The 19,303-nt window shown below is 71.5% G+C and carries 17 protein-coding genes and 1 pseudogene; 9 read left to right on the plus strand and 9 right to left on the minus strand.

The window, feature by feature from the left end; genetic code table 11:
• Nucleotides 1-284 precede the first annotated feature (284 nt).
• The gene (locus ACWD5Q_RS28305) at nucleotides 285-1,370 is read left to right on the plus strand and encodes a class F sortase (RefSeq protein WP_451429889.1); all 1,086 of its coding nucleotides are present in this window, start codon (nucleotides 285-287) and stop codon (nucleotides 1,368-1,370) included.
• A gap of 62 nt (nucleotides 1,371-1,432) precedes the next feature.
• Here the strand turns inward: ACWD5Q_RS28305 and ACWD5Q_RS28310 are convergent, their stop codons facing one another.
• Entirely contained in the window at nucleotides 1,433-2,167 is a 735-nt protein-coding gene (locus tag ACWD5Q_RS28310) for a hypothetical protein (RefSeq protein ID WP_451429890.1), read from the minus strand.
• A 139-nt stretch (nucleotides 2,168-2,306) separates the two neighbouring features.
• Nucleotides 2,307-2,519 carry a hypothetical protein gene (locus tag ACWD5Q_RS28315; protein ID WP_451429891.1) on the minus strand — a complete coding sequence of 71 codons (213 nt, stop codon included), beginning with the start codon at nucleotides 2,517-2,519 and terminating at the stop codon, nucleotides 2,307-2,309.
• 432 nt (nucleotides 2,520-2,951) lie between these two features.
• On the opposite strand from ACWD5Q_RS28315, the gene ACWD5Q_RS28320 reads away from it, so the two are divergent.
• The 6 genes and pseudogenes from ACWD5Q_RS28320 (at nucleotide 2,952) to ACWD5Q_RS28345 (ending at nucleotide 8,154) form a co-directional block, all read left to right on the plus strand.
• Nucleotides 2,952-3,548: a DinB family protein gene (locus tag ACWD5Q_RS28320; RefSeq protein WP_451429892.1), complete on the plus strand. Its 597-nt coding sequence runs from the start codon at nucleotides 2,952-2,954 to the stop codon at nucleotides 3,546-3,548.
• Nucleotides 3,549-3,789: 241 nt separating this feature from the next.
• Nucleotides 3,790-4,833 (plus strand): L-glyceraldehyde 3-phosphate reductase, encoded by a 1,044-nt coding sequence (gene mgrA, locus ACWD5Q_RS28325; protein ID WP_451429893.1) that lies wholly within the window; start codon nucleotides 3,790-3,792, stop codon nucleotides 4,831-4,833.
• Nucleotides 4,834-5,054: 221 nt separating this feature from the next.
• Nucleotides 5,055-5,411, plus strand: a pseudogene (locus tag ACWD5Q_RS28330) (long-chain fatty acid--CoA ligase); the annotation flags it as partial.
• Nucleotides 5,412-5,638: 227 nt separating this feature from the next.
• Nucleotides 5,639-6,616, plus strand: coding sequence for a hypothetical protein (locus tag ACWD5Q_RS28335; protein ID WP_451429894.1), 978 nt, complete (start codon nucleotides 5,639-5,641; stop codon nucleotides 6,614-6,616).
• 27 nt (nucleotides 6,617-6,643) lie between these two features.
• A complete protein-coding gene (locus tag ACWD5Q_RS28340) occupies nucleotides 6,644-7,138 on the plus strand; it encodes a MaoC family dehydratase (RefSeq protein WP_451429895.1) in 495 nt (164 codons plus the stop codon).
• A 92-nt stretch (nucleotides 7,139-7,230) separates the two neighbouring features.
• A complete protein-coding gene (locus ACWD5Q_RS28345; RefSeq protein WP_451429896.1) occupies nucleotides 7,231-8,154 on the plus strand; it encodes a VOC family protein in 924 nt (307 codons plus the stop codon).
• A gap of 99 nt (nucleotides 8,155-8,253) precedes the next feature.
• Here ACWD5Q_RS28345 and ACWD5Q_RS28350 read toward each other — a convergent pair whose 3' ends face one another.
• The 4 genes from ACWD5Q_RS28350 to ACWD5Q_RS28365 all read right to left on the minus strand — a co-directional run bounded on the left by ACWD5Q_RS28350 (nucleotide 8,254) and on the right by ACWD5Q_RS28365 (nucleotide 12,334).
• On the minus strand, nucleotides 8,254-8,913 hold the full coding sequence (locus ACWD5Q_RS28350) for a DUF3566 domain-containing protein (protein WP_451429897.1): 660 nt from the start codon (nucleotides 8,911-8,913) through the stop codon (nucleotides 8,254-8,256).
• A 94-nt stretch (nucleotides 8,914-9,007) separates the two neighbouring features.
• Nucleotides 9,008-9,550 (minus strand): hypothetical protein, encoded by a 543-nt coding sequence (locus ACWD5Q_RS28355; RefSeq protein ID WP_451429898.1) that lies wholly within the window; start codon nucleotides 9,548-9,550, stop codon nucleotides 9,008-9,010.
• A gap of 250 nt (nucleotides 9,551-9,800) precedes the next feature.
• Complete coding sequence (locus ACWD5Q_RS28360; protein ID WP_451429899.1) at nucleotides 9,801-10,679, minus strand: YegS/Rv2252/BmrU family lipid kinase; 879 nt, start codon at nucleotides 10,677-10,679, stop codon at nucleotides 9,801-9,803.
• A gap of 59 nt (nucleotides 10,680-10,738) precedes the next feature.
• Nucleotides 10,739-12,334: an FAD-binding oxidoreductase gene (locus ACWD5Q_RS28365; protein WP_451429900.1), complete on the minus strand. Its 1,596-nt coding sequence runs from the start codon at nucleotides 12,332-12,334 to the stop codon at nucleotides 10,739-10,741.
• Between the two features lie 75 nt (nucleotides 12,335-12,409).
• On the opposite strand from ACWD5Q_RS28365, the gene ACWD5Q_RS28370 reads away from it, so the two are divergent.
• Nucleotides 12,410-13,009, plus strand: coding sequence for a TetR/AcrR family transcriptional regulator (locus ACWD5Q_RS28370; RefSeq protein ID WP_451429901.1), 600 nt, complete (start codon nucleotides 12,410-12,412; stop codon nucleotides 13,007-13,009).
• Nucleotides 13,006-14,601 carry a glycerol-3-phosphate dehydrogenase/oxidase gene (locus ACWD5Q_RS28375; protein WP_451429902.1) on the plus strand — a complete coding sequence of 532 codons (1,596 nt, stop codon included), beginning with the start codon at nucleotides 13,006-13,008 and terminating at the stop codon, nucleotides 14,599-14,601. The genes ACWD5Q_RS28370 and ACWD5Q_RS28375 overlap by 4 nt, the downstream gene beginning before the upstream one ends.
• A 62-nt stretch (nucleotides 14,602-14,663) precedes the next feature.
• On the opposite strand, the gene ACWD5Q_RS28380 is transcribed toward ACWD5Q_RS28375, so the two are convergent.
• From ACWD5Q_RS28380 to ACWD5Q_RS28390, 3 genes are all read right to left on the minus strand, one after another.
• Nucleotides 14,664-15,116 carry an ATP-binding protein gene (locus ACWD5Q_RS28380; protein ID WP_451429903.1) on the minus strand — a complete coding sequence of 151 codons (453 nt, stop codon included), beginning with the start codon at nucleotides 15,114-15,116 and terminating at the stop codon, nucleotides 14,664-14,666.
• A 146-nt stretch (nucleotides 15,117-15,262) separates the two neighbouring features.
• Nucleotides 15,263-18,109, minus strand: coding sequence for a hypothetical protein (locus tag ACWD5Q_RS28385; protein ID WP_451429904.1), 2,847 nt, complete (start codon nucleotides 18,107-18,109; stop codon nucleotides 15,263-15,265).
• Nucleotides 18,106-19,218 carry an ATP-binding protein gene (locus tag ACWD5Q_RS28390; protein ID WP_451429905.1) on the minus strand — a complete coding sequence of 371 codons (1,113 nt, stop codon included), beginning with the start codon at nucleotides 19,216-19,218 and terminating at the stop codon, nucleotides 18,106-18,108. Before ACWD5Q_RS28390 ends, ACWD5Q_RS28385 begins: the two co-directional genes overlap by 4 nt.
• Nucleotides 19,219-19,303: the final 85 nt, after the last annotated feature.

A 19,303-nucleotide genomic window follows, 5' to 3' on the forward strand; every position in this document is an offset into this window, starting at 1 on the left:
ACCAGCGGCAGCGGTCTGGCCGCAGGATCGATCCTGCTGCTCGGCGGCCTCGGGGCGGGCGCCTACATGCTGCGCCGCCGCAACGCCTCCGGCACCACGGGAGCCTGACCGGCTCACCCCTCACCGGCAGCCGTACGGTCACGGTCGCGAGCTGCTGTCGCTCCAGGAAACGGCGACAGCAGCCGCGGCCGTCGTGCCGCCACCGACGCCGGTGCCCGTGCCGGCTGACGATCGATCCGCCGTTTGCCTGACCGCCGCCCCCGCTGATGAACAGGCGCACTTCCATGACCTCCTCATCGCCGGCTCCCACGGACCAGCTCCCCGCCGCTGCCACCCGTACCGTCAACCGCGCCCTGCTGGGGCCGGCCGCGGCCGTCGCACTGGGCGGCCTGCTCATCCACCACTCACTGACACCCCCCGCCGATCCCAAACCCCCGGCCCCGTCCGCTGCCGCCCTCCAGCCGGTGGCCGGTCCGCCGCCCGCCGCCCTCCCCTCGGTCCAGCCCGCTCCCAGGACGACCGCACCCTCCGTCCTCCAGGCGCTGCCCCGGTCGGCACCGAAACGGATCGTCATTCCCCAGATCGGTGTGGACGCCCCCTTCACCGACCTCTCCCTCGACGCCTCGGGACATCTGAAGCCGCCACCCGCGAACGACAGGAACCTGGCGGGCTGGTACAAGGACGGCGCCTCACCCGGTGAACGAGGCACGGCGATCGTGGCCGGCCACGTCGACACCACCACCGGGCCCGCCGTCTTCGTCTTCCTGCGTTTCCTCAGACCCGGCAACACCATCGACATCACCCGAGCCGACGGCACCACGGCCCGCTTCCAGATCGACACCGTCGAAACCTTCAGCAAGGCCCGCTTCCCCGACAAGCGGGTCTACGCCAACGCTCCCACCCCCCAGCTACGCCTCATCACCTGCGGCGGTTCCTACGACCGAGCCGCCCACGAGTACCTGTCCAACACCGTCGTCTTCGCCCACCTGAGCACGCCCTCGCACCCCCAGAGCACCACCACACCCACGGCACCCACCGCGCCTCCCACGCACACGACGCCCACCACGCCCGCCGTGCCCACGGCCCCCACCCTCCCGACCGCACCCATCGTCCCCACCGTCCCGACCGCACCCACGGTGCCCGCCGCACCGGTCGCCCCGACGGCCCCCACTGTGCCCAAGGCGCCCGCCGTACCCGCTGTGCCTGCCGTGCCTGCCGTACCCGCCGCTCCGGCCACGTCCCGCCCACGGCCGTCGCTTCCCACGGCGGCCCCGGGGCACTCGGGCGGCCCTGCCGTGGGGTCGGTCCGGACGGTGCGTCCCGGCCTCACAGGGTTGTTCAGGAGCAGTTGGAGGTACACCCGGCCGTGAGGCCTCCGCCCGCGCGATGTCCCGCGACGGCCCAGGACGGCCGGGACGGCCGGGACGGCCGTTCACCCGCCGATGATGTTCACCGAACGCGCGACCACCAGGGCCAGGGTGAGCAAGGAGATCGACGCCTGCGCCGCCATCAGCAGCTTCGCCCAGCGGGACAGGGGCATGGTGTCGGTGGGACTGAAGGCGGTGGCGTTGGTGAAGGACACGTACAGGTAGTCGGCGAACGCCGGCTCCCAGTCCGCCTGCGTCATTTCCCCGCTCTGCATCTGAGGGAAGAGGAAGTCGGTGTAGTCGTTGCCGCCTTCGGCACGCGCCACAGGTCCGCCCCGGTCCCACTCCCAGTACCAGAGCGCGAAGACGATGACGTTGGTCAGCCAGATGGCCGCTGCCGTCATCAGCAGTGTGCCGGCGTCGCTTCCCTCGGAACCGCGCACCAGACCCCTGATCAGGAGCACCGCGGACCATCCGTTGGCCAGGCTGACGATGGCGGCCAGCGTCAGCCCGCCGCCGCGCAGCAGCGAGGTCGTCCGTTTCCTACGGGAAGCCGGGAAGAGCAGGACCAGCAGAAGCAGTTCGAGCGCGGGCAGCAGCCAGGCCGGCTGGAAGGCCAGCCGCTCGGGGAGCAGCAGTTGCAGGGCGACCGCGCCGAGCACCGCCGCGGTGACGGCCCAGCGCGACTCGGCGCTCGTGGGCCGACGCCAGGCCGGCTCAGCCGGCTTCTCCAGGGCCGCTTCGAGCAGTTGCTCCATCCGCGCGAGTCGCTCCTGCAGAGCTCTGACCTCTTCGTCCACGCAACCCAGTGTGCCGTGAGGCGGCGAGAACCGTCAGGGGACTCCAGCGAGAGATGGGGCGGCACTTGCGGAGCCGGCGAGCCCGGCATGCACCGCCCTCGTCACCAGCCGCGCGGGGGCAGCGACCCCCGGAACGGCGTCACTGCGGCAGCGAGCCCGGGGGAAGCGCGGAGTTCTGCCGTGCCTGCGCGGGGGGAGTGAACAGGTCCAGCCGGGAAGGGCTGGGTGGCTGCCCCGTCCGCATGACTGCTTCCAGCTCGCGACGTATGTGCTCGGCTGCGTCGCGGACTCGCGCGGGCACATCACCGCGCTCGGCTACGAGCCGGTGATAGATCGGGGCATCCTGGAACACGTGCAACGACACCTTCCTGTCAGCGGTTTACAGCCGTATGGGCGAATGCCGAGTGTACGGGCAGTCACCGGCATCACGGCCACGCCATGTGCCGCCCGGCCGGCCCCTGGCCGTGCCTCGGCCTGACCGACCCGACCATCCGGCGGGGGCAGGCCCTGGTGCCCCGTGCTGTGGGTCAGTCCGGTGGCGAGCGAGGCGACGGTGGGGTACTTCCACCCGAAGGCGTACGCGGGTTTGATGCCCCGTCCTGTCCCAAGGCGGGTGCGCAGTTCCTTGGACAGCAGCGTCGATCATGTGCCGGTGCCATCACGGAGCCCGTTCGGCTTCGCCGCGCGGCAGCCCGTCCAGCAGCCCGGGAGAAACCCGCCGGCGGGCCCGCCTGAACCGATCGACAGAGCCGGGCTGTCAGTGCCGGGTGGGAGACTGCCTCGCATGATCGAACCGAATCCGAAAGCGGACCTTCTCCGATATCTGCAAGACGCGCGTGATGCCCTGGTGTGGAAGCTCGACGGGCTCTCGGAGTACGACATCCGCCGCCCGCTGACCCCCACGGGCACGAACCTGCTGGGGCTGGTCAAACATGTCGCCGGCGTGGAGCTGGGGTACTTCGGCGACACGTTCGGGCGGCCGTTCTTCGACGAGGAGCCGCCGCCCTGGTGGTATACGCAGGATGCGGAACCCAACTCGGACATGTGGGCCACGGCGGAGGAGTCACGCGAAGACATCGTCGGACTGTATCGCCAGGCGTGGGAACACTCCGACAGCACGATCGCGACGCTCACGCTCGATGCGATCGGCCGCGTCCCGTGGTGGCCGCAGGAGCGTCGAGAGGTGACACTGCACCACATCGTGGTGCGCGTGATCTCCGATACCCAGCGGCACGCCGGCCACGCCGACATCGTGCGAGAGCTCATCGACGGAGCCGTCGGATCTGCGCAGGGCAAGGACACCATGCCACCAGGCGATCAGGCATGGTGGGAGAGCCACCGGAGCCGACTGGAACGCGTGGCGCGAGAGGTCAACGGCTGACCTCGCCCTGCCACCGCCGACCCCATCGGCTCCGGGGTCGGCCATGCCGCACCCTTCAGACGGCTTCCTCCTGCTCAGCCTGTGCCTGCGGACTCAGCGGGCCCCGAGGCGATTCAGAAGCAGCACCGCTGAATCCGATGAGAAGGAGCTATTGGACTTCAGGATCACGCGGAGGCAGGGTGGGTATGTCCCCTCTCTCCCGGCGGGGACACCCTTCACCGAACCATCCGGAGATCACCCGATGAACCACGTCGCGGATCCTGAGCGTTACCACGGCACCATGCGCTACCGCCGCACCGGGCGCTCAGGGCTCGACCTTCCCGTCCTGTCCCTCGGCTACTGGCACAACTTCGGGGACGACAGGCCGTTCGAGACGCAGCGCGAGATCGCGCTGCGCGCCTTCGACCTCGGGATCACCCACCACGACCTCGCCAACAACTACGGCCCGCCCTACGGCTCCGCGGAGATCAACTTCGGGCGCCTGATGAAGCAGGACCTCGCGCCGTACCGGGACGAGCTGGTGATCTCCACCAAGGCCGGCTGGGACATGTGGCCCGGCCCCTACGGCCAGGGCGGCGGCTCCCGGAAGTACGTCCTCGCCTCGCTCGACCAGTCACTGCGCCGCATGGGGCTGGACTACGTGGACATCTTCTACTCCCACCGCCTCGACGCCACCACCCCGCTCGAGGAGACGATGGGCGCGCTCGACACCGCGGTGCGCCAGGGCAAGGCCCTCTACGTCGGCATCTCCTCCTACGACACCCAGCGCACCCGTGAGGCGGCCGCGATCCTCCGGGAGCTGGGCACCCCGCTCCTCATCCACCAGCCGTCCTACAGCATGGTCAACCGCTGGATCGAGACCGAGGGCCTGCTCGACGCCGCCCAGGAGGAGGGTTTCGGGGTCATCGGCTTCACGGCGCTGGCCCAGGGTCTGCTCACCGGCCGCTACCTCGACGGCGTCCCGGAAGGCTCGCGTGCCGCGCAGGGCACGTCGTTCGACACCGCCTGGCTGTCGGAGGACATGATGCACCGGCTGCGCGCCCTCAACGACATCGCGGCGCGCCGGGGGCAGACCCTCGCTCAGATGGCGCTCGCCTGGGCCCTGCGGGACGAGCGCGTCACCTCGCTCGTCATCGGCGCCTCCCGCGTCGAGCAGCTCGAGCAGAACGTCGCCGCGCTGGAGAATCCCGACTTCAGCAGCGAGGAGCTGGCCGAGATCGACAAGTTCGCCGCCGACAGCGGCGTGGACCTGTGGCGGGACGCCCGTCTGGGGAATCTGGGCTGAAACGGGCCGGGTGCCGACCGGCCGTGGTCGTGGTCGCGCCTCCGCGGCCCCACCCCGGCCCTCGAGCCACGGCTCGCGGACACCGCAACACCCGCCGTGTGAACGGGTATTGACGCGGACGGTCCGCCCGCTGCCCACCGACGGTGAGCGAGGGGCAGTGGGCGGGAGCGGCTCTGCGATGGGAAGATGAAGACTCCGGAAGGGCCTTCGCGAAGTGCGAGATCCGGGTGCACGCCCTGATCGCCGAGTGCATGGTGGTCGGCGACGGCAAGTCCTTCGTCGGTGCCCTGGTGACCATCGACGAGGAGTTCCTGCCGCGCTGGGCCGAACAGAACGGCAAGCCCAAAAGAGCGTCCCTGGCGGACCTCCGCGACGACCCCGATCTGCTCGCCGAGATCCAGCGCGCGATGGACGACGGCAACGCCGCGGTGTCCAAGGCCGAGTCCGTGCGCAAGTTCCGCATCCTGGACCACCAGTTCACCTGGGCCTCCGGCCATCTGACGCCGTCTCTGAAGCTCAAGCGCAACGTGGTGCTCCGGGACTTCGCCGACGAGATCGAGGCCCTCTACACCACCTGAGCAAGACGACGTCCGTCGCTGACAGCCGGCACGGGGAAGCCCTCGGGGAGCGCCCCGAGGGCAGTTTCGTGCGACCCGGGGACCAGGTGGGCGCCCGTCTTCACTCTGAGGCACGAAGCCGTGCGCTCGCGAGGCGTTGACGGCCCCTCACGTCCCTACCGTGGCAGCGACGGGAATCGCGTCATGCCCGACCGGCCGGGCACCCAGCACCGAGAGAGGCACCGAGCATGCAGCTACGTCGCGCACTGACCGCCGCAGCGGTGGGGACCGCTGCACTCACCACGGCAGCGACGATGAGCATCGGCTCGGCCGCCGCGGCCGTACCCCCCTTGACCTCGGCGTCCTTCGTCGCCCATCTGGACCTCGCCGAAGGGCAGCAGCCGGAGAACCTCACCGCGCTCCCCGGCGGCGCCACCGCGGTCACCTTCGCCTTCTCCCGTCAGGTCGCCGTGATAGGCCGCTCCGGTGACGTACACGTGCTGGCAACGCTGCCCGCCCCGCCCGCGGGCAGCCGTACCCCCGTGCTCGGATCCCCCTTCCTCGGCGGGATCGTCCAGGACCGCCACGGCACGCTCTACTTCCTCTACGCCACCGGCACCGACGCGCTCACCGGCGTGTGGAAGCTTCGTCCGGGCGGCCGCCCGGAGCACATCGCCGCTCTCCCGGCCGACGGTCTGCCCAACGGTCTCACCCTCGACGAGCACAGCGGACAGCTGTACGCCGCCGACTCCGTACTCGGCAAGATCTGGCGCGTCCCCACCTCGGGTGGCACCGCCCGCGCGTGGACGGCCGACTCCCTCCTCACCCCCGACGGCTTCCTGGGAGCCAACGGCATCAAGGTCCACCGTGGGGCCGTCTGGGTGAGCAACCTCGACCGCGGAACGCTGCTCCGCATCCCGATCCGGCACGACGGCGCCGCGGGCACGCTCCGCACCGCCGCCACGGGACTGACCGGAATCGACGACTTCGCCTTCACGGGACACGGCGACCAGCTCCTCGCGGCGCTGAACGCCGGCAACCAGGTGGCCCTCGTGTCCGGCGACGGCAGCCACACCATCGTCCTGGACCACGCCGACGGCCTGCAGAACCCCACCTCCCTCGCGGTCCACGGGGACACGGTGTACGTGGCCGACGCCGCCTACCTCACCCAGCAGGACCCGAACCTCCTTACCGCCCGCATCCGTGCCGGCGCCCCCACCCGGTGATCCACCGGTCAACGAGAGGAATCCCCCATGAGCAACAGCCAGCCCACGCCCGAGGGCACGGCATTCGCCCCGGAGCAGTTCCTCGTCGTCCCCGCGAGGACGTTCGAGGACCTCAAGGTGGGTGAGGTGTTCCGAGCCCCGAGCCGGACCCTGACCGACGCCCACGCCTCGGCGTTCCAGGCCGTCTCCGCCGACAACCATCCCATCCACTACGACGTCGAGTGGGCCCGCAGGCACGGCCACAGCGCCCCCGTCGTCCACGGACTTCAGGTCCTCGCCTTCACGGCACCCGGCGCGACCCTGTTCCCGCACGTCATCGGCGAGGTCTTCGTCAGCTTCCTGGAGTTGTCCTGCTCCTTCACCGGCGAGGTCCACGCCGGCGACACCCTCTACCCCGCACTGACCATCACCGCCCTGGAGCCCCAGGGAGAGACCGGTGTGGTCGTGACCGCGGCCACCGTGCACAACCAGCGGGGCGAACTCGTCCTGTCCGGTCAGCACAAGTACCTGCTGCGCCGATAACCGTCGGCTCTCGGATCACGCCCTCCCCACGGCGGCGTACCGGTTCGACCGGTACGCCGCCGTGGGCGCACACCAGAAAGAAGGGAACAACCATGAGATGGCGTTCTGTTCTCCCCTTGGCTGCCGTCGCGCTGGTCGCCTCGCTCGTAGCCGTCCCGGCCGAGGCGACGCCATCGCCCGCAGCCGCCACGTCGTCGGCGAGCCGCCAGGTCTCGGTCGGCCCTGAGTACGACACGACCCACGTGTATGTCACACCCGGGTCGCTCCAGGCGTTCGTGACGAGTTGGCAGAGCACCTTCGGCGGTACGAACACCCAGCCGGTGCTCACCACGGTCACCCCCACACCCAGCCGGACCGTGTCGGAACTGGTCTTCTCCCCGGTCGGCACGCTGTCGGTCTTCGACTTCCAGACTCCGATTCCCTACCCCTTCGGGGTGGAACGCACCGGCTGGCTGACCACGGATATCGACGACGCCGTCAAGTCGGCGCGGTCGGCGGGTGCCGACGTCGAGGTGACCCCGTTCGACGATCCCATCGGCAAGGACGCGGTCATCGAGTTCCCCGGCGGGATCCACACCCAGCTCTACTGGCACACCACCCCGCCGCACTACGCGCCCCTGGCGACCGTGCCGGAGAACCGGGTCTACGTCTCGCCCGACGCGGTGTCCGACTTCCTGCGGTCCTACCTCCGCTTCACCCGGGGTCACATCACGTCGGACAACCACAAGGCGGACGGCGCCGCGATCGGTCTGCCCGGGACGACCTACCGCCGGATCGCGCTCGAGTCGGGATTCGGCAAGACCGTGGTGACCGTCACGGACGGCCATGTGCCGTACCCCTTCGGCCGTGAGGTGACCGGATACGAGGTGACCGACCTGACCGCGACCCTGGCCAAGGCCCGGTCGGCCGGCGCCACCGTGCTCTGGGGACCGGTCACGACGGGCGGACGGGACAGCGCCCTCGTGCAGTTCCCGGGCGGCTACATCGCCGAGATCCACGACACCGCACAGGACTGACACGGCCCTGTCGCCGCCTCCTCGGTCTCCCTGTCTCGTCCATGAGGGCGAGGCAGGCCCCGGCCGATCCTGACGAGCCGACGGAAACCGGCGAGTGAGCTACGCCTGATGCCGACGGCCGTCCTCGTCGGGCGCGGCGTCGGCTTCCGTTTGCCGCTGAGCCGGGGGCTCGTCGGCCAGTGTCATCTCGACCCCGCCGACGACACCCGACGACCAGTTGAAGAGGAAGGCGACCAGCGTCGCCAGCGCGGTGGTCAGGGCCACCTCCGCCGCCACGATGACGATGACGAGGCCGAGGGTGGTCTCCCAGCCCAGCGACGCCACCGGTTCCTGGCCCAGCACGCTCAGCATGATCGTCACCACCGCCGCGGCCACGATCGTGCACAGGCCCAGGCCCGCCGACACCAGCAGGCTCGTCGTCATCACCGACCAGGGATCGGCTTGGGATATCCGCAGCCGTACCTTGCGCCATTGCGGTGCGCGGCCGGTGACCGGCGGCCACCGGCGACGCCGCTCGGCGGATATCGCGGATGCCTCTGGCACTCCGTCGTCCTCATGACCGGCGGGCGGGGATGCCTGCCGGTCCCGTCGCTCCGGTGGCCCGTCCGCCGCGCAGCGGCCGGTGGTCGGGCGGTGCGGGTGGTGCGGCTCCGTGGTGCCGGGTGCCGGCGGGTGCGCCGATGGCGGGTCGTACGGCGTGGCGGTGTCTTCCCCGGGTTGCCGCTGTCCGGAATTCGTGGGGCGCTCGCTCTGGCTCATGCCATCCTCCTCGTGCCTCACGCAACGGCTCCGCGCCAGCGGCGGACTACGCCCGGGTCAGGCAGGCGACGTCTGCGATACGGTTCAGGCGCCCTCAGCCGTCCGCCCGGACACCGCCCTTGGCCACGGATGCGATGTGGTGGCCCGTGACGCGGCCGATCTCGTGCCAGAAGGGCCTGGCCGTCAGATACGCGCCGAGCCCCGACAGCACGCCGAGGGAGACATCGACACTGAGCCGGCCCTGCTTGGCCCAGTAGACGTCCTGCAGGTCCAGCAGCAGGGCGAACTCGTCGCAGATCAGCGCGGTCCCGCAGCCGTAGGCGGCCGCCACCGCGGGATGTCCGACGGCCCGCTCGTCCCCGCGTACCGCGATCAGTCCCAGACCGGCGAGCGTGGCGATCCCGAAGTTGTAGTGGTGCAGGTGCTCGCCGCCCGCGGAGAGGTTTCCCCAGGGCAGCCATCCGCCCCGGATGCCATGGGTGATGACCCGCACGGTGGCGAAGGTGACCCCGAAGGACAACCATGTGACCAGCAGCGAACGCTGCACCGGGGTGAGATGCCGGTCCGCTGCCTGTCGCCACCGCCGTACGAGAGGCGGCCCGACCGGGCCCCGGCGGCGGATGGTGGTGGTGCGCATGGTCGACGGCCTCCCATGCCGAACGGGCACTGCGCACGACGACGCGGCGCCCGGTGCCGTCCCCCACCGAGATGCGATTCAGACACTATGTGCACACCCGTGGTTCCGCATCTCAGGGCGGAGCAGGGGTTCGCTTCACGGCAGGACGGCGTCCATGGACGGAGCTGTTGGCCGGTGAGCGAGGGAGGCGCGGCGGGGAAGCAGGCAGGTGCCGGCACGCCGTCGGGGATTGTCGATGCGGCCGCTTCCGCTAGCACAGCACGGCAAGCGCTCCGGGCAGTACCCGGGCCGTGACGGGGAGGTCCGCATCGACCTCGCCGTCGGCGCCGTAGGGAACACCCCGGTCCGCCTCGATGCGGACCTCTGCGCCCCGCACGATCCGCACCTCCCGCCGGTGGACGTGCGCCCCCGACTTCAGCTCGTTCATCAGGGTGAAGAAGAGCCGGCGCGGCGCCTCGCGGATCATCACCACGTCGAGCAGTCCGTCGTCGACGCGGGCGTCGGGGGCGATGATGCGGCCGGAGCCGTAGTAGGCGGAGTTGGCGGCGACGACGGTGTAGCCGCGGTGCGTCCGTTCCTCGCCGTCGACGGTGACCCGGTAGGCGGCCGGGCGCCAGGTGGCGACGGCCCGCAGTCCGCCCGCGTAGTAGGAGGCGGCGCCCCTCAGGAGGGTGGAGCGGTTGGCGTGGCGGTTGGCGAGCGCGTCGACGCCCGCGTACACGCTGCCGAGGGCGACGGTGCGGCCGTGGGCGGACTCCACTTCGATGGTGTCGACGGAGCGGGGGGCGTGGTGGAGCAGAACCCGGGCCAGTGCGTCCGGTTCGGTGGGCAGGCCGAGCGCGCGGGCGAAGTCGTTGCCTCGGCCGGCCGGGACCAGGCCGAAGAGCGTGTCGGTGCCGCTGAGGGCCCCGCCGATGCCCCCGACGATTCCGTCACCGCCGACGGCCAGGACGACCCGCCGGCGGGCTCCGGCCTGCCGGGCGAGTTCCTGGGCGTGGGGCAGGCTGCGGCTGTACTCGGTCTGAAGCTCGGCCCCGGCCTCCCGCAGCAGTCGGGCTACCCGGAGCAGCACCGCGACCCCGGCGGATCCGCCGGCTGTGGGGTTGACGATGGCGGTGAACTGTCGCATCGATGTGCCTCCGAGGGCGCCTGACGGGTCGTGGACGAAGCGGTCGGGATGGTGGGGGATCAGTCGGTGGGCAGCAGGACACCGGGGTTGAGCAGACCGGTGGGGTCCAGTCGCTGTTTGACGGCCTGAAGGACGCAGATGCCGAGGGGCCCGGCCTCCCGGACGTACCAGTCGCGGTGGTCGGTGCCCACGCCGTGGTGGTGGCTGATCGTGCCGCCCGCCGCCAGGATCGCCTCGTTGGCGGCGTGTTTGGCGGGCGTCCAGTGTGCCACGGGATCATCGCCCTGCGCGGAGACCACGGTGAAGTAGAGAGAGGCGCCGTTCTCGTAGACGTGGGAGACATGGCACATCACCAGGGGCGGCGTGCCCGCGTCGGTGAGCGTGGTGGTGAGCGCGTCGCGGACGGAGGCGTACAGCCCGGGCAGCCGGGACCAGAAGGCGGCGGTCTCCAGCGTCTCGGCGAACGCCCCGGCGTCCAGCAGCGCGTCGCGCAGATAGGGCGCCGAGTACCGGCCGTGGGCCCAGCGTTCTCCCGGCTCCTGGCCCAGGCAGGTGCCGCCGCAGTCGCGCAGAACGGCCGCGGCCAGTTCCCGGCGGTGGGTGGTGTCCTCCTCGGTGCCTTCGTAGCCGGTGATCGCCAGGCATCCGGCGGCCTGCGGCAGGCCGCCGGAGCCGATGGCGTCGGGCTGGGCCAGGCCGATGAGCGTCTCGGTCTCGTCCGACAGGCGCAGCACGGTCGGCCGCGGCCCGTCCTGGGCCAGGCGGCGCAGGGCGGCGGCGCCCTTTTCGAAGGAGTCGAAGCGCCATCCTTCGTAGACGCGGGTGCGCGGGATGGGACGGATCCGTACGGTCACCGACGTGATGACGCCGAACGCTCCCTCGGAGCCGAGGACGAGCTGACGCAGGTCGGGTCCGGCGGCCGAACGCGGGGCGCGGCCCACCTCCAGGATGCCCGCAGGGGTGGCGAGGGTGAGTCCGAGCACCATCTCGTCGAAGCGGCCGTAGCCGGCGGACGCCTGTCCGCTGGAGCGTGTGGCGGCGAATCCGCCGATGGTGGCCCACTCGTAGGACTGGGGGAAGTGGCCGAGGGTGAAGCCGTGGTCCTCCAGGAGCGCTTCGGCGTGCGGGGCCCGCAGGCCGGGTTGCAGGGTGGCGGTGCGGGAGACCGGATCGAGGTCGAGCAGGCCGTTCATACGGCGTAGGTCCAGGGCTACGAAGGGGCGTCGCCGCTCGGGGGTGAGGCCGCCCACGACGGAGGTGCCGCCGCCGAACGGGACGAGGGCCAGGTCGTGGTCGGCGCAGACGCGCAGTACGGCGAGGACCTCGTCGTGGCCGGCGGGGAGCACCACGGCCGCGGGGAGATCGCTCACGTCGCCCTCGCGGATGTGGAGCAGGTCCGGGGTGGACTTGCCGCGGGTGTGCCGGATGCGGGACTCGGCGTCGGTGCGCACGTGCTCCTCGTCGCCGACGACGGCGAGCAGGGCCCGGTGCGCTGAGGGGCGCAGAGGCGACTCGGGGACGGTGATCTCTTCCAGGGCGACCGGCCCGGCGCCGCGCGGCTTCACCCCGAGCATGTCGCGCAGCAGCCCGATCACCGTGTCGGGCAACGGCGCGGCCCCGGCCGGGTCGCCCCAGCCGCTCCACAGCATGTCCATGGTGCTTGTCCTTACCGGTCGTCGCGAACAGAGCCGTCCTCCCCTGCACAGCCGCAGGGCGTTACACTGTGACACATGACGCCTATTCGTCACAACGCTTCGGACAGCGATCCAGTGCTCGACGCCGTCCGGGACTGCGTCCTGGCCGTCGGAGTCCGGCGCACCACCCTGACCGACGTGGCCCGCCGTGCGGGCGTCTCGCGGATGACGCTGTACCGCCGCTGGCCCGATGTGCGCTCGCTGGTCGGCGACCTGATGACCCGTGAGTGGATCGAGGCGGCCACCGGCGCGATGCCCGAGCGGCGCCAGGGGACGGACGCACGCACCCAGATCGTGGAAGGGCTCGTGAAGGGCGTGGACGCCTTCCGCCGCCATCCGCTCTTCCGCAAGATCATCGACGTGGATCCCGAACTCCTCCTCCCCTACGTGCTCGACCGGCGCGGAGCGAGCCAGGACGCCCTCCTCGAACTGCTCGCCGACAGCCTCGCGGAGGGCCACGCGGACGGGTCGGTACGCCCCGGCCACCCCCAGCGGCAGGCCAGATCCCTGCTTCTGGTCGCCCAGTCCTTCACCCTGTCGCTGCGCACCATGACCGAGGAGGACGACACCGAGTTGGGCACCGAGGCCTTCTACGGAGAACTGCGGACCATCCTCGAGAGGACCCTCACACCATGAGCTCCAGCAGCAGCCCGGCCTCCTCGGGGCAGCCCGCTCCGGGCACGTCCCTGACCGCCGCCCGCCGTCTGCGAGAACTGGACGAGAGCCTCGACGGCCCGCCCGTGGACGTCCTGGTCGTCGGTCTCGGCGCGACCGGCGCGGGTGTCGCCCTGGACGCCGCCGCCCGCGGCCTGACCGTTGCCGCCATCGACGCCCATGACCTGGCCTTCGGCACCTCCCGCTGGAGTTCCAAGCTCATTCACGGCGGACTGCGCTACCTCGCCTCCGCACAATTCGACGTCGCCCACGAAAGCGCACGCGAACGGGGCATCCTGATGGAGCACACCGCCCCCCACCTGGTGCGCGCACAGCCGTTCGTGCTGCCGCTCACCCCGCTGGTCTCCCGCGGTCAGGCCGCCCTGGCCTGGGCCGGCTTCCGGGCCGGCGACTCGCTGCGCCTGGCCGCACGCACGGCCCGCGCGACCCTGCCCGCGCCCCGCAGGCTCTCCGCGGCGAACACGCGCCACCTGGCTCCCGCGCTGCGCGCCACGGGGCTCCGCGGCGGGCTGCTGTCCTGGGACGGCCGCGTGAGTGACGACGCCCGTCTGGTCACCGCGATCGCGCGCACGGCCGCGGGGCGGGGCGCTCGGATCCTGACTCGCGTACGGGCGCTGGAACTCACCTCGTCCGGGGCCCGGGTGCGCGACGAACTCACCGGCCGCGAGGGCGAGATCCGCGCCCGCGCGGTGATCAACGCGTCCGGCGTATGGGCGGGCGGCCTGGTGGACGGGGTCCGGATCAGGCCCTCGCGCGGCACCCACCTCGTGCTGCGCGCCGATCACCTCGGCTTCCTGCCCACCGGTCTGCACATCCCGATCCCCGGCGAGACGAACCGCTTCGTCCTCGTCCTGCCCCAGGGTGACGGCCGGGTCTACGTCGGGCTCACCGACGAACCCGTGGACGATGTCCCGGAGGTGCCCTCCGTACCCGAGACCGACATCGGCTTCCTGCTCGACGTCCTCGGCTCCGCTCTGGACATCCCGGTCCACCGGGACGATGTCGTAGGCGCGTTCGCCGGGCTGCGGCCCCTGCTCGACACCACGCCGGCCGGGGGCTCCGGCGCGACGCCGAGCACCGCCGACATCTCCCGCAGACACGCCGTCCTCACCTCCCCGGAGGGCGTGGTCACCGTGGTCGGCGGCAAGCTCACCACCTATCGGCGCATGGCCGAGGACGCCGTCGACGCCGCGATCGCCGCGCACCGTCTGACCGCGGGGCCCTCCCCCACCGCCGGCCTCCCGCTGGTCGGCGCCGCGCCGCCCCCTGTGCTCGGCGCCCTCCGCGCGCCGGGCCGGCTGATCCGCCGCTACGGCACCGAGGCACCGGCCGTGCACGCCCTGGCCACGGGCGACCCCCGGCTGGCCGAGCCGGTCCTGGACGGCCACCCGGTCACCCGCGCCGAACTGCTGTGGGCCGTACGCCATGAGGGTGCACTCGATGCGGCAGACCTCCTGGACCGCCGCACCCGCATCGGACTGGTTCCCGAGGACCGCGCCATCGCGCTGGAGACCGCGCAGGAGGTACTCGGCGCGAACCTGCGCAGCCACTGACAGGACTGCGGGCCCGGCCCGCCTGCCGGTCGGGGGGGCGAGCGGCCCGGGGGCGGTACCGGTCAGGCGGCGGTGGTCAGGTCCGCCCAGTGCAGGGTGCGGTGATGTCCACGGCTGTCGCCGTGGGCGGTGGCGATCTCATCGATGACGCACAGGCCGCGGCCGTGCTCGTCCGGGCCGCAACTCGCCGTCCACGCTGCCTGGCTGCGGGCCGGTCCGCCGTCGGTGACCTCGACTCGTATCCGCCGCGGTCCGACCCGCAGATGCAGCATGATCGGCGGCCGGGCATGCTCCACGGCGTTGGTGACCAGTTCCGACACCAGCAGCAGTACCTGGTCGATGGTGGGCTGGTCCATCCGCCGGCGCTCCAGGAAGCTCCGGGCGCGACGGCGGGCCCGCCCCGCGGCCTCGGGGCGGTGAGGCAGCAACCAGGTACGGCAGTGGACCGGCCGACCTGTTCCCTGCGCGCACCGGACCAGCCGGAGCCGGTGCGGGAACGTCCGCGAGATACTCACGGCACCTCACCTCCAACCGAATAAACGTTCGTCTGCGAGGTCGCTATTCCTGCGGACGCCCGTGATCCGCCGTCCCCGGTCCGCCGCGCGGTCTCGGCGGACCAGGAGGCGCGGGCACCTCCGCCGAGGCCACCGCCCCGCAGCCCTCAGAAGGAGACGGCCAGCGCCTCCTCCAGCGCGACCGCCGTATCGGGGTGGCGGACGAGCAGTTCCGAGCCGGACGGTCCCGGCTCCGCGGGCTCCCAGGGTTCGTCGCAGCCCAGCACTCCCGCCACCGCGTCGCACGTGGCCGGGTGGGCCGCGAGCAGGGCGACGCCCCGGCCGCCCCCGACGCGCCCCGCCGACGGAACCACGTGCGGGACCTGCTGGACCCGCCACGGCGGGACCCACGCGTCCAGCGCCGGAAGCCGACCGGGGAAGATCCGCCCGGCTTCCCGGATCAGCAGGGGAGCCAGCTCGGCACCGTCGGACCGCAACGTGGAGATCAAGGTCGGCAGCCAGGGCAGTAGCACCGGGTCCGGCAACCGCGCGAACGCGTTCGACACGGCCTCCACGACGAAGTCGGCCAGCTGCGGGACCGGCTCCAGCGCGTGCAGCAGTCCGCTGAGATACCGCGGATACGCGGGGACGACCAGCGGGTTGTCCAGCAGTTCGTCGCACCGGGCCCGCACGTCCGCCCGGGAGAGGCGGCCGAGCTGTACCTGGGCCGCCCACAACAGGGCCGTCTTCGACGGCTCCTGCGGACGGGACTGCGCGACCGCCAACTCCAGCTGGGTCCGGTCGCAGCCCAGGGACAGCGCCAGGCTCTCCATGCCGAACAGGAAGCCCATCGTCGCCGCGACCTGGCGGACGGTCGCGTCGTCATCGGTGAACGCCGTGGGCAGCAGGGTGCAGTAGTGGGCGTAGCCGGCCTTGACGAAAGACTCGACCCATGGTGGGAGCACCGGCTCGCTGGTCCGGTAGTAGGCCAGCAACCGCCGTACCCGGCGCAGCACCTCCGGCGCGCCGTCGACGCCGCGTTCGCTCGACAGGACCTCGAGGGCGCGGGTGCCCAGCTCGTCGGCGAGGCGACGGCTGCGCAGGTACAGCGTCGCGTCCTCCACGGTCTCCAGCACGGTCGCCGCGGTGGCGTGGGGACCGTAGGCCTTGCGCCGCAGACGCTGTTCCAGGACCTGCTCGATGCTGACGCCCTCGTAGCCGAGTTCGATGAGCGCCCGCTGGTGGGTGCCGAGCGCCAGGTCCCAGGACTCCTGGATGGGCCGCTCGCCGAGCCGCCGCTCGCCCATGATCGGCCGTGCGGCACCCTGGGGCATCAGCCGACGCAGCATCCACAGCACATCGGAGCACTGCCGCAGTTCCGGCCGGGAGGCGATGTCCAGCAGTGCCCGCTGCACTCCGCGCTGCCCCAGCTTCATGTTGAGCGGAGCGAGCCGGTCGTGCACGTCGCGGGCCAGGGGCGGCAGGGCGTCATAGCCGACCTGGCCGGTCCGGTCGCCGCCCATCATGATCTCCACCAGGCGGCGCACGTCGCGCCTGCCCGGCACGACGTCCTTCTCGATGCAGGTGACCGCCGCGTCCTGGAAGTCGTACGGCGTGGGCCTGGCCCGGTCGCGCATGCCGGCCAGCAGGATCGATGTCTCGAACACCGCGATGGCGTCGGCGGTGGAGGCGAGGTAGCCGTTGCGGCGTGCGGCGCGCACGATCTCCACCGACCAGCCGAGCAGTTCGGCCTCGTCCAGCCGGTCGAGCACCGGCGGGCGCTGGAGGAAGCCGGACAGCTTGTCCGGGGACACGGCTGTCGGATCGAAGGGGACGACCGCTGCCGCGGTCTTCCCTGCTGCCGCGCTCGTCGCGGTCGCCGTGGTCTTCCTGGCCGCCGCGGTCTTCTTCGCGCCCGCCTGTCCGTCCAGGCGGAACGGCCGTACCCCTGTGCGCCTGAGGTTCGTGTTCCACACCGTGGCGGCGATGGACACCGAGCCGCCGGCGAGACCGAACTGCGCCTCGATCGCCGCGTGGCTGGACGGGATCAGACCGTGCTGCCACTTGGTGGCGCTGGGCGGGCTGATCTCGAAGGTGTCGGCGCCGTGGACGCCGAACTCCGCGACACGGCTGGCCGCGTGGAACGCGCCGCACACATAGAGGCAGTCCCCCGGGTCGGTCCCGGTCGCGGCCAGGTGCCGACGCATCCTCGTCCACATGTAGCGCTCGCGGTCCTCGTCCACGCGCGCCCGCCGCGGGTCCCCGGGACCGAGTCGCCGGAACAGGCTGCCGATCAGGAGCATGACCTGCCGGTAGGTGTCGTAGTCGCTGTCGCCGAGCGGCAGCTCGACGTACTGGTGCCACCATTCCGACCAGTGCCTCACCCGGCCGTGGCGCAGCAGGTGTTCCTCCAGCTCGGCAAAGCGCGGCCGGAGATCGCCGATCTCCACACCGACCGCGTCACCGTGCAGCGCGGCCTCCTCCTCGGCCGGCGGCGCGTCCTTGTCGGCCGGCTCCGCCGGTGCCGCGTCGCGCGGCTCCCACTGGAACACATGGTCCGAGGAGCGGTCGACGAGCACCAGCTCGACACCCGGTGTGTCCAGCGCGTAGGCGATCGCCTGGTACTCGGCCGATGCCTCTGTGATCGGCGCGACCACCGACAGCGGGGCCCAGTCGGCCGGGAAGCCGTCCACCTCCGTCGCGAACGCCTGCACCGCGACCGGGAGCCGGCAGTTGCGCAGTTCGGTCAGCAGCGGTGCCATGTCCTCGCACAGCTCCAGGTACACCACCTTCGGCTGCTTCTCCCGCAGTCGCCGCGCCATGGCGGTCGCCGAGGCCGGCGAGTGATGGCAGACCGGGAAGATCTCCAGTGGTTCTTGCACCGCTCGGTCGACGTCGTCGACGATGCCGAGCAGGATGCCCTCCAGGGCGTCCGGTCCGTCCGCGAACGCCGACGCGGCCTGCCGCAGTTGCGTACGCAGGGCGTCGAACGTCCCCTCCCCCGCGCCGCTCATGACAGGGTGGCCATCGCGTCGCGGCCGCCCTCGAGGAACTCCGGCCAGGAGCCGCCTTCTTCCTTGCTGCGCGGCTCGACGACTCCGTGCAGGTACTTGTTGAGGATGGCCAGGTCCTCCGGCTCGCGGCGGGCCAGCGATCCCACGAGCGAGGAGGCGAGCGTACGGGCGGTCAGTGCGCGCTCGCCGAAGAAGTTGCTGTGCAGGATGGCGTCCTCGAGTACACCGATCTGTTCGGCCGTGGACAGCGCGGACTCCAGCCTCTCGTCCTCGCCGGCGGCCGCCGCGGCCGAGGCGCGCAGGTCGGCGAAGCTCTGCAGCAGCACGTCGAGCAGCGTCGGCGGCACGTCCAGCTCGATGCTGTGACGGCGCAGCAGCTCCTCGGTGCGGAAGCGGACGATCTCCGCCTCGCTCTTCTTGTTCGTCACCACGGGGATGCGTACGAAGTTGAAGCGGCGCTTGAGCGCGGAGGACAGGTCGTTGACCCCCCGGTCGCGGCTGTTGGCGGTGGCGATGACGGAGAAGCCGGGCTTGGCGAAGACGATGTTGTCGCTGTCCAGCTCGGGGACCGAGATGTACTTCTCCGACAGGATCGAGATCAGTGCGTCCTGAACGTCGCTGGTGGAGCGGGTGAGTTCCTCGAAGCGGCCGATCGCACCGGTCTCCATCGCGGTCATGACCGGCGAGGGGATCATCGACTCCCGCGACTGGCCCTTGGCGATCACCATGGACACGTTCCAGGAGTACTTGATGTGGTCCTCGGTGGTGCCGGCCGTGCCCTGCACCACCAGGGTGGAGTTGCGGCAGATCGCCGCGGACAGCAGTTCGGCCAGCCAGCTCTTGCCGGTGCCGGGGTCGCCGATGAGCAGCAGGCCGCGGTCGGAGGCCAGGGTGACGATGGAGCGCTCGACGAAGCTGCGGTCACCGAACCACTTCTGCCGTATCTCCCGGTCGAGACCGTCGGCGCGCTCGGAGCCCAGGATGAACAGGCGGACCATCTTCGGGGACAGACGCCAGGCGAAGGGCTTGGGGCCGTCGTCGACGGACTCCAGCCAGTCCAGTTCCTCGGCGTACTTGATCTCGGCGGGGGCGCGCAACAGGTCGGACATGTCAGGGCCTTTCACGGTGAATGACTAGCTAGCGAACGACGGAAGGGATGAGGGAACAGATAACCGAGCGCATGGGCCGTGCCCT

It is taken from the genome of Streptomyces sp. NPDC002513, from assembly GCF_053595355.1.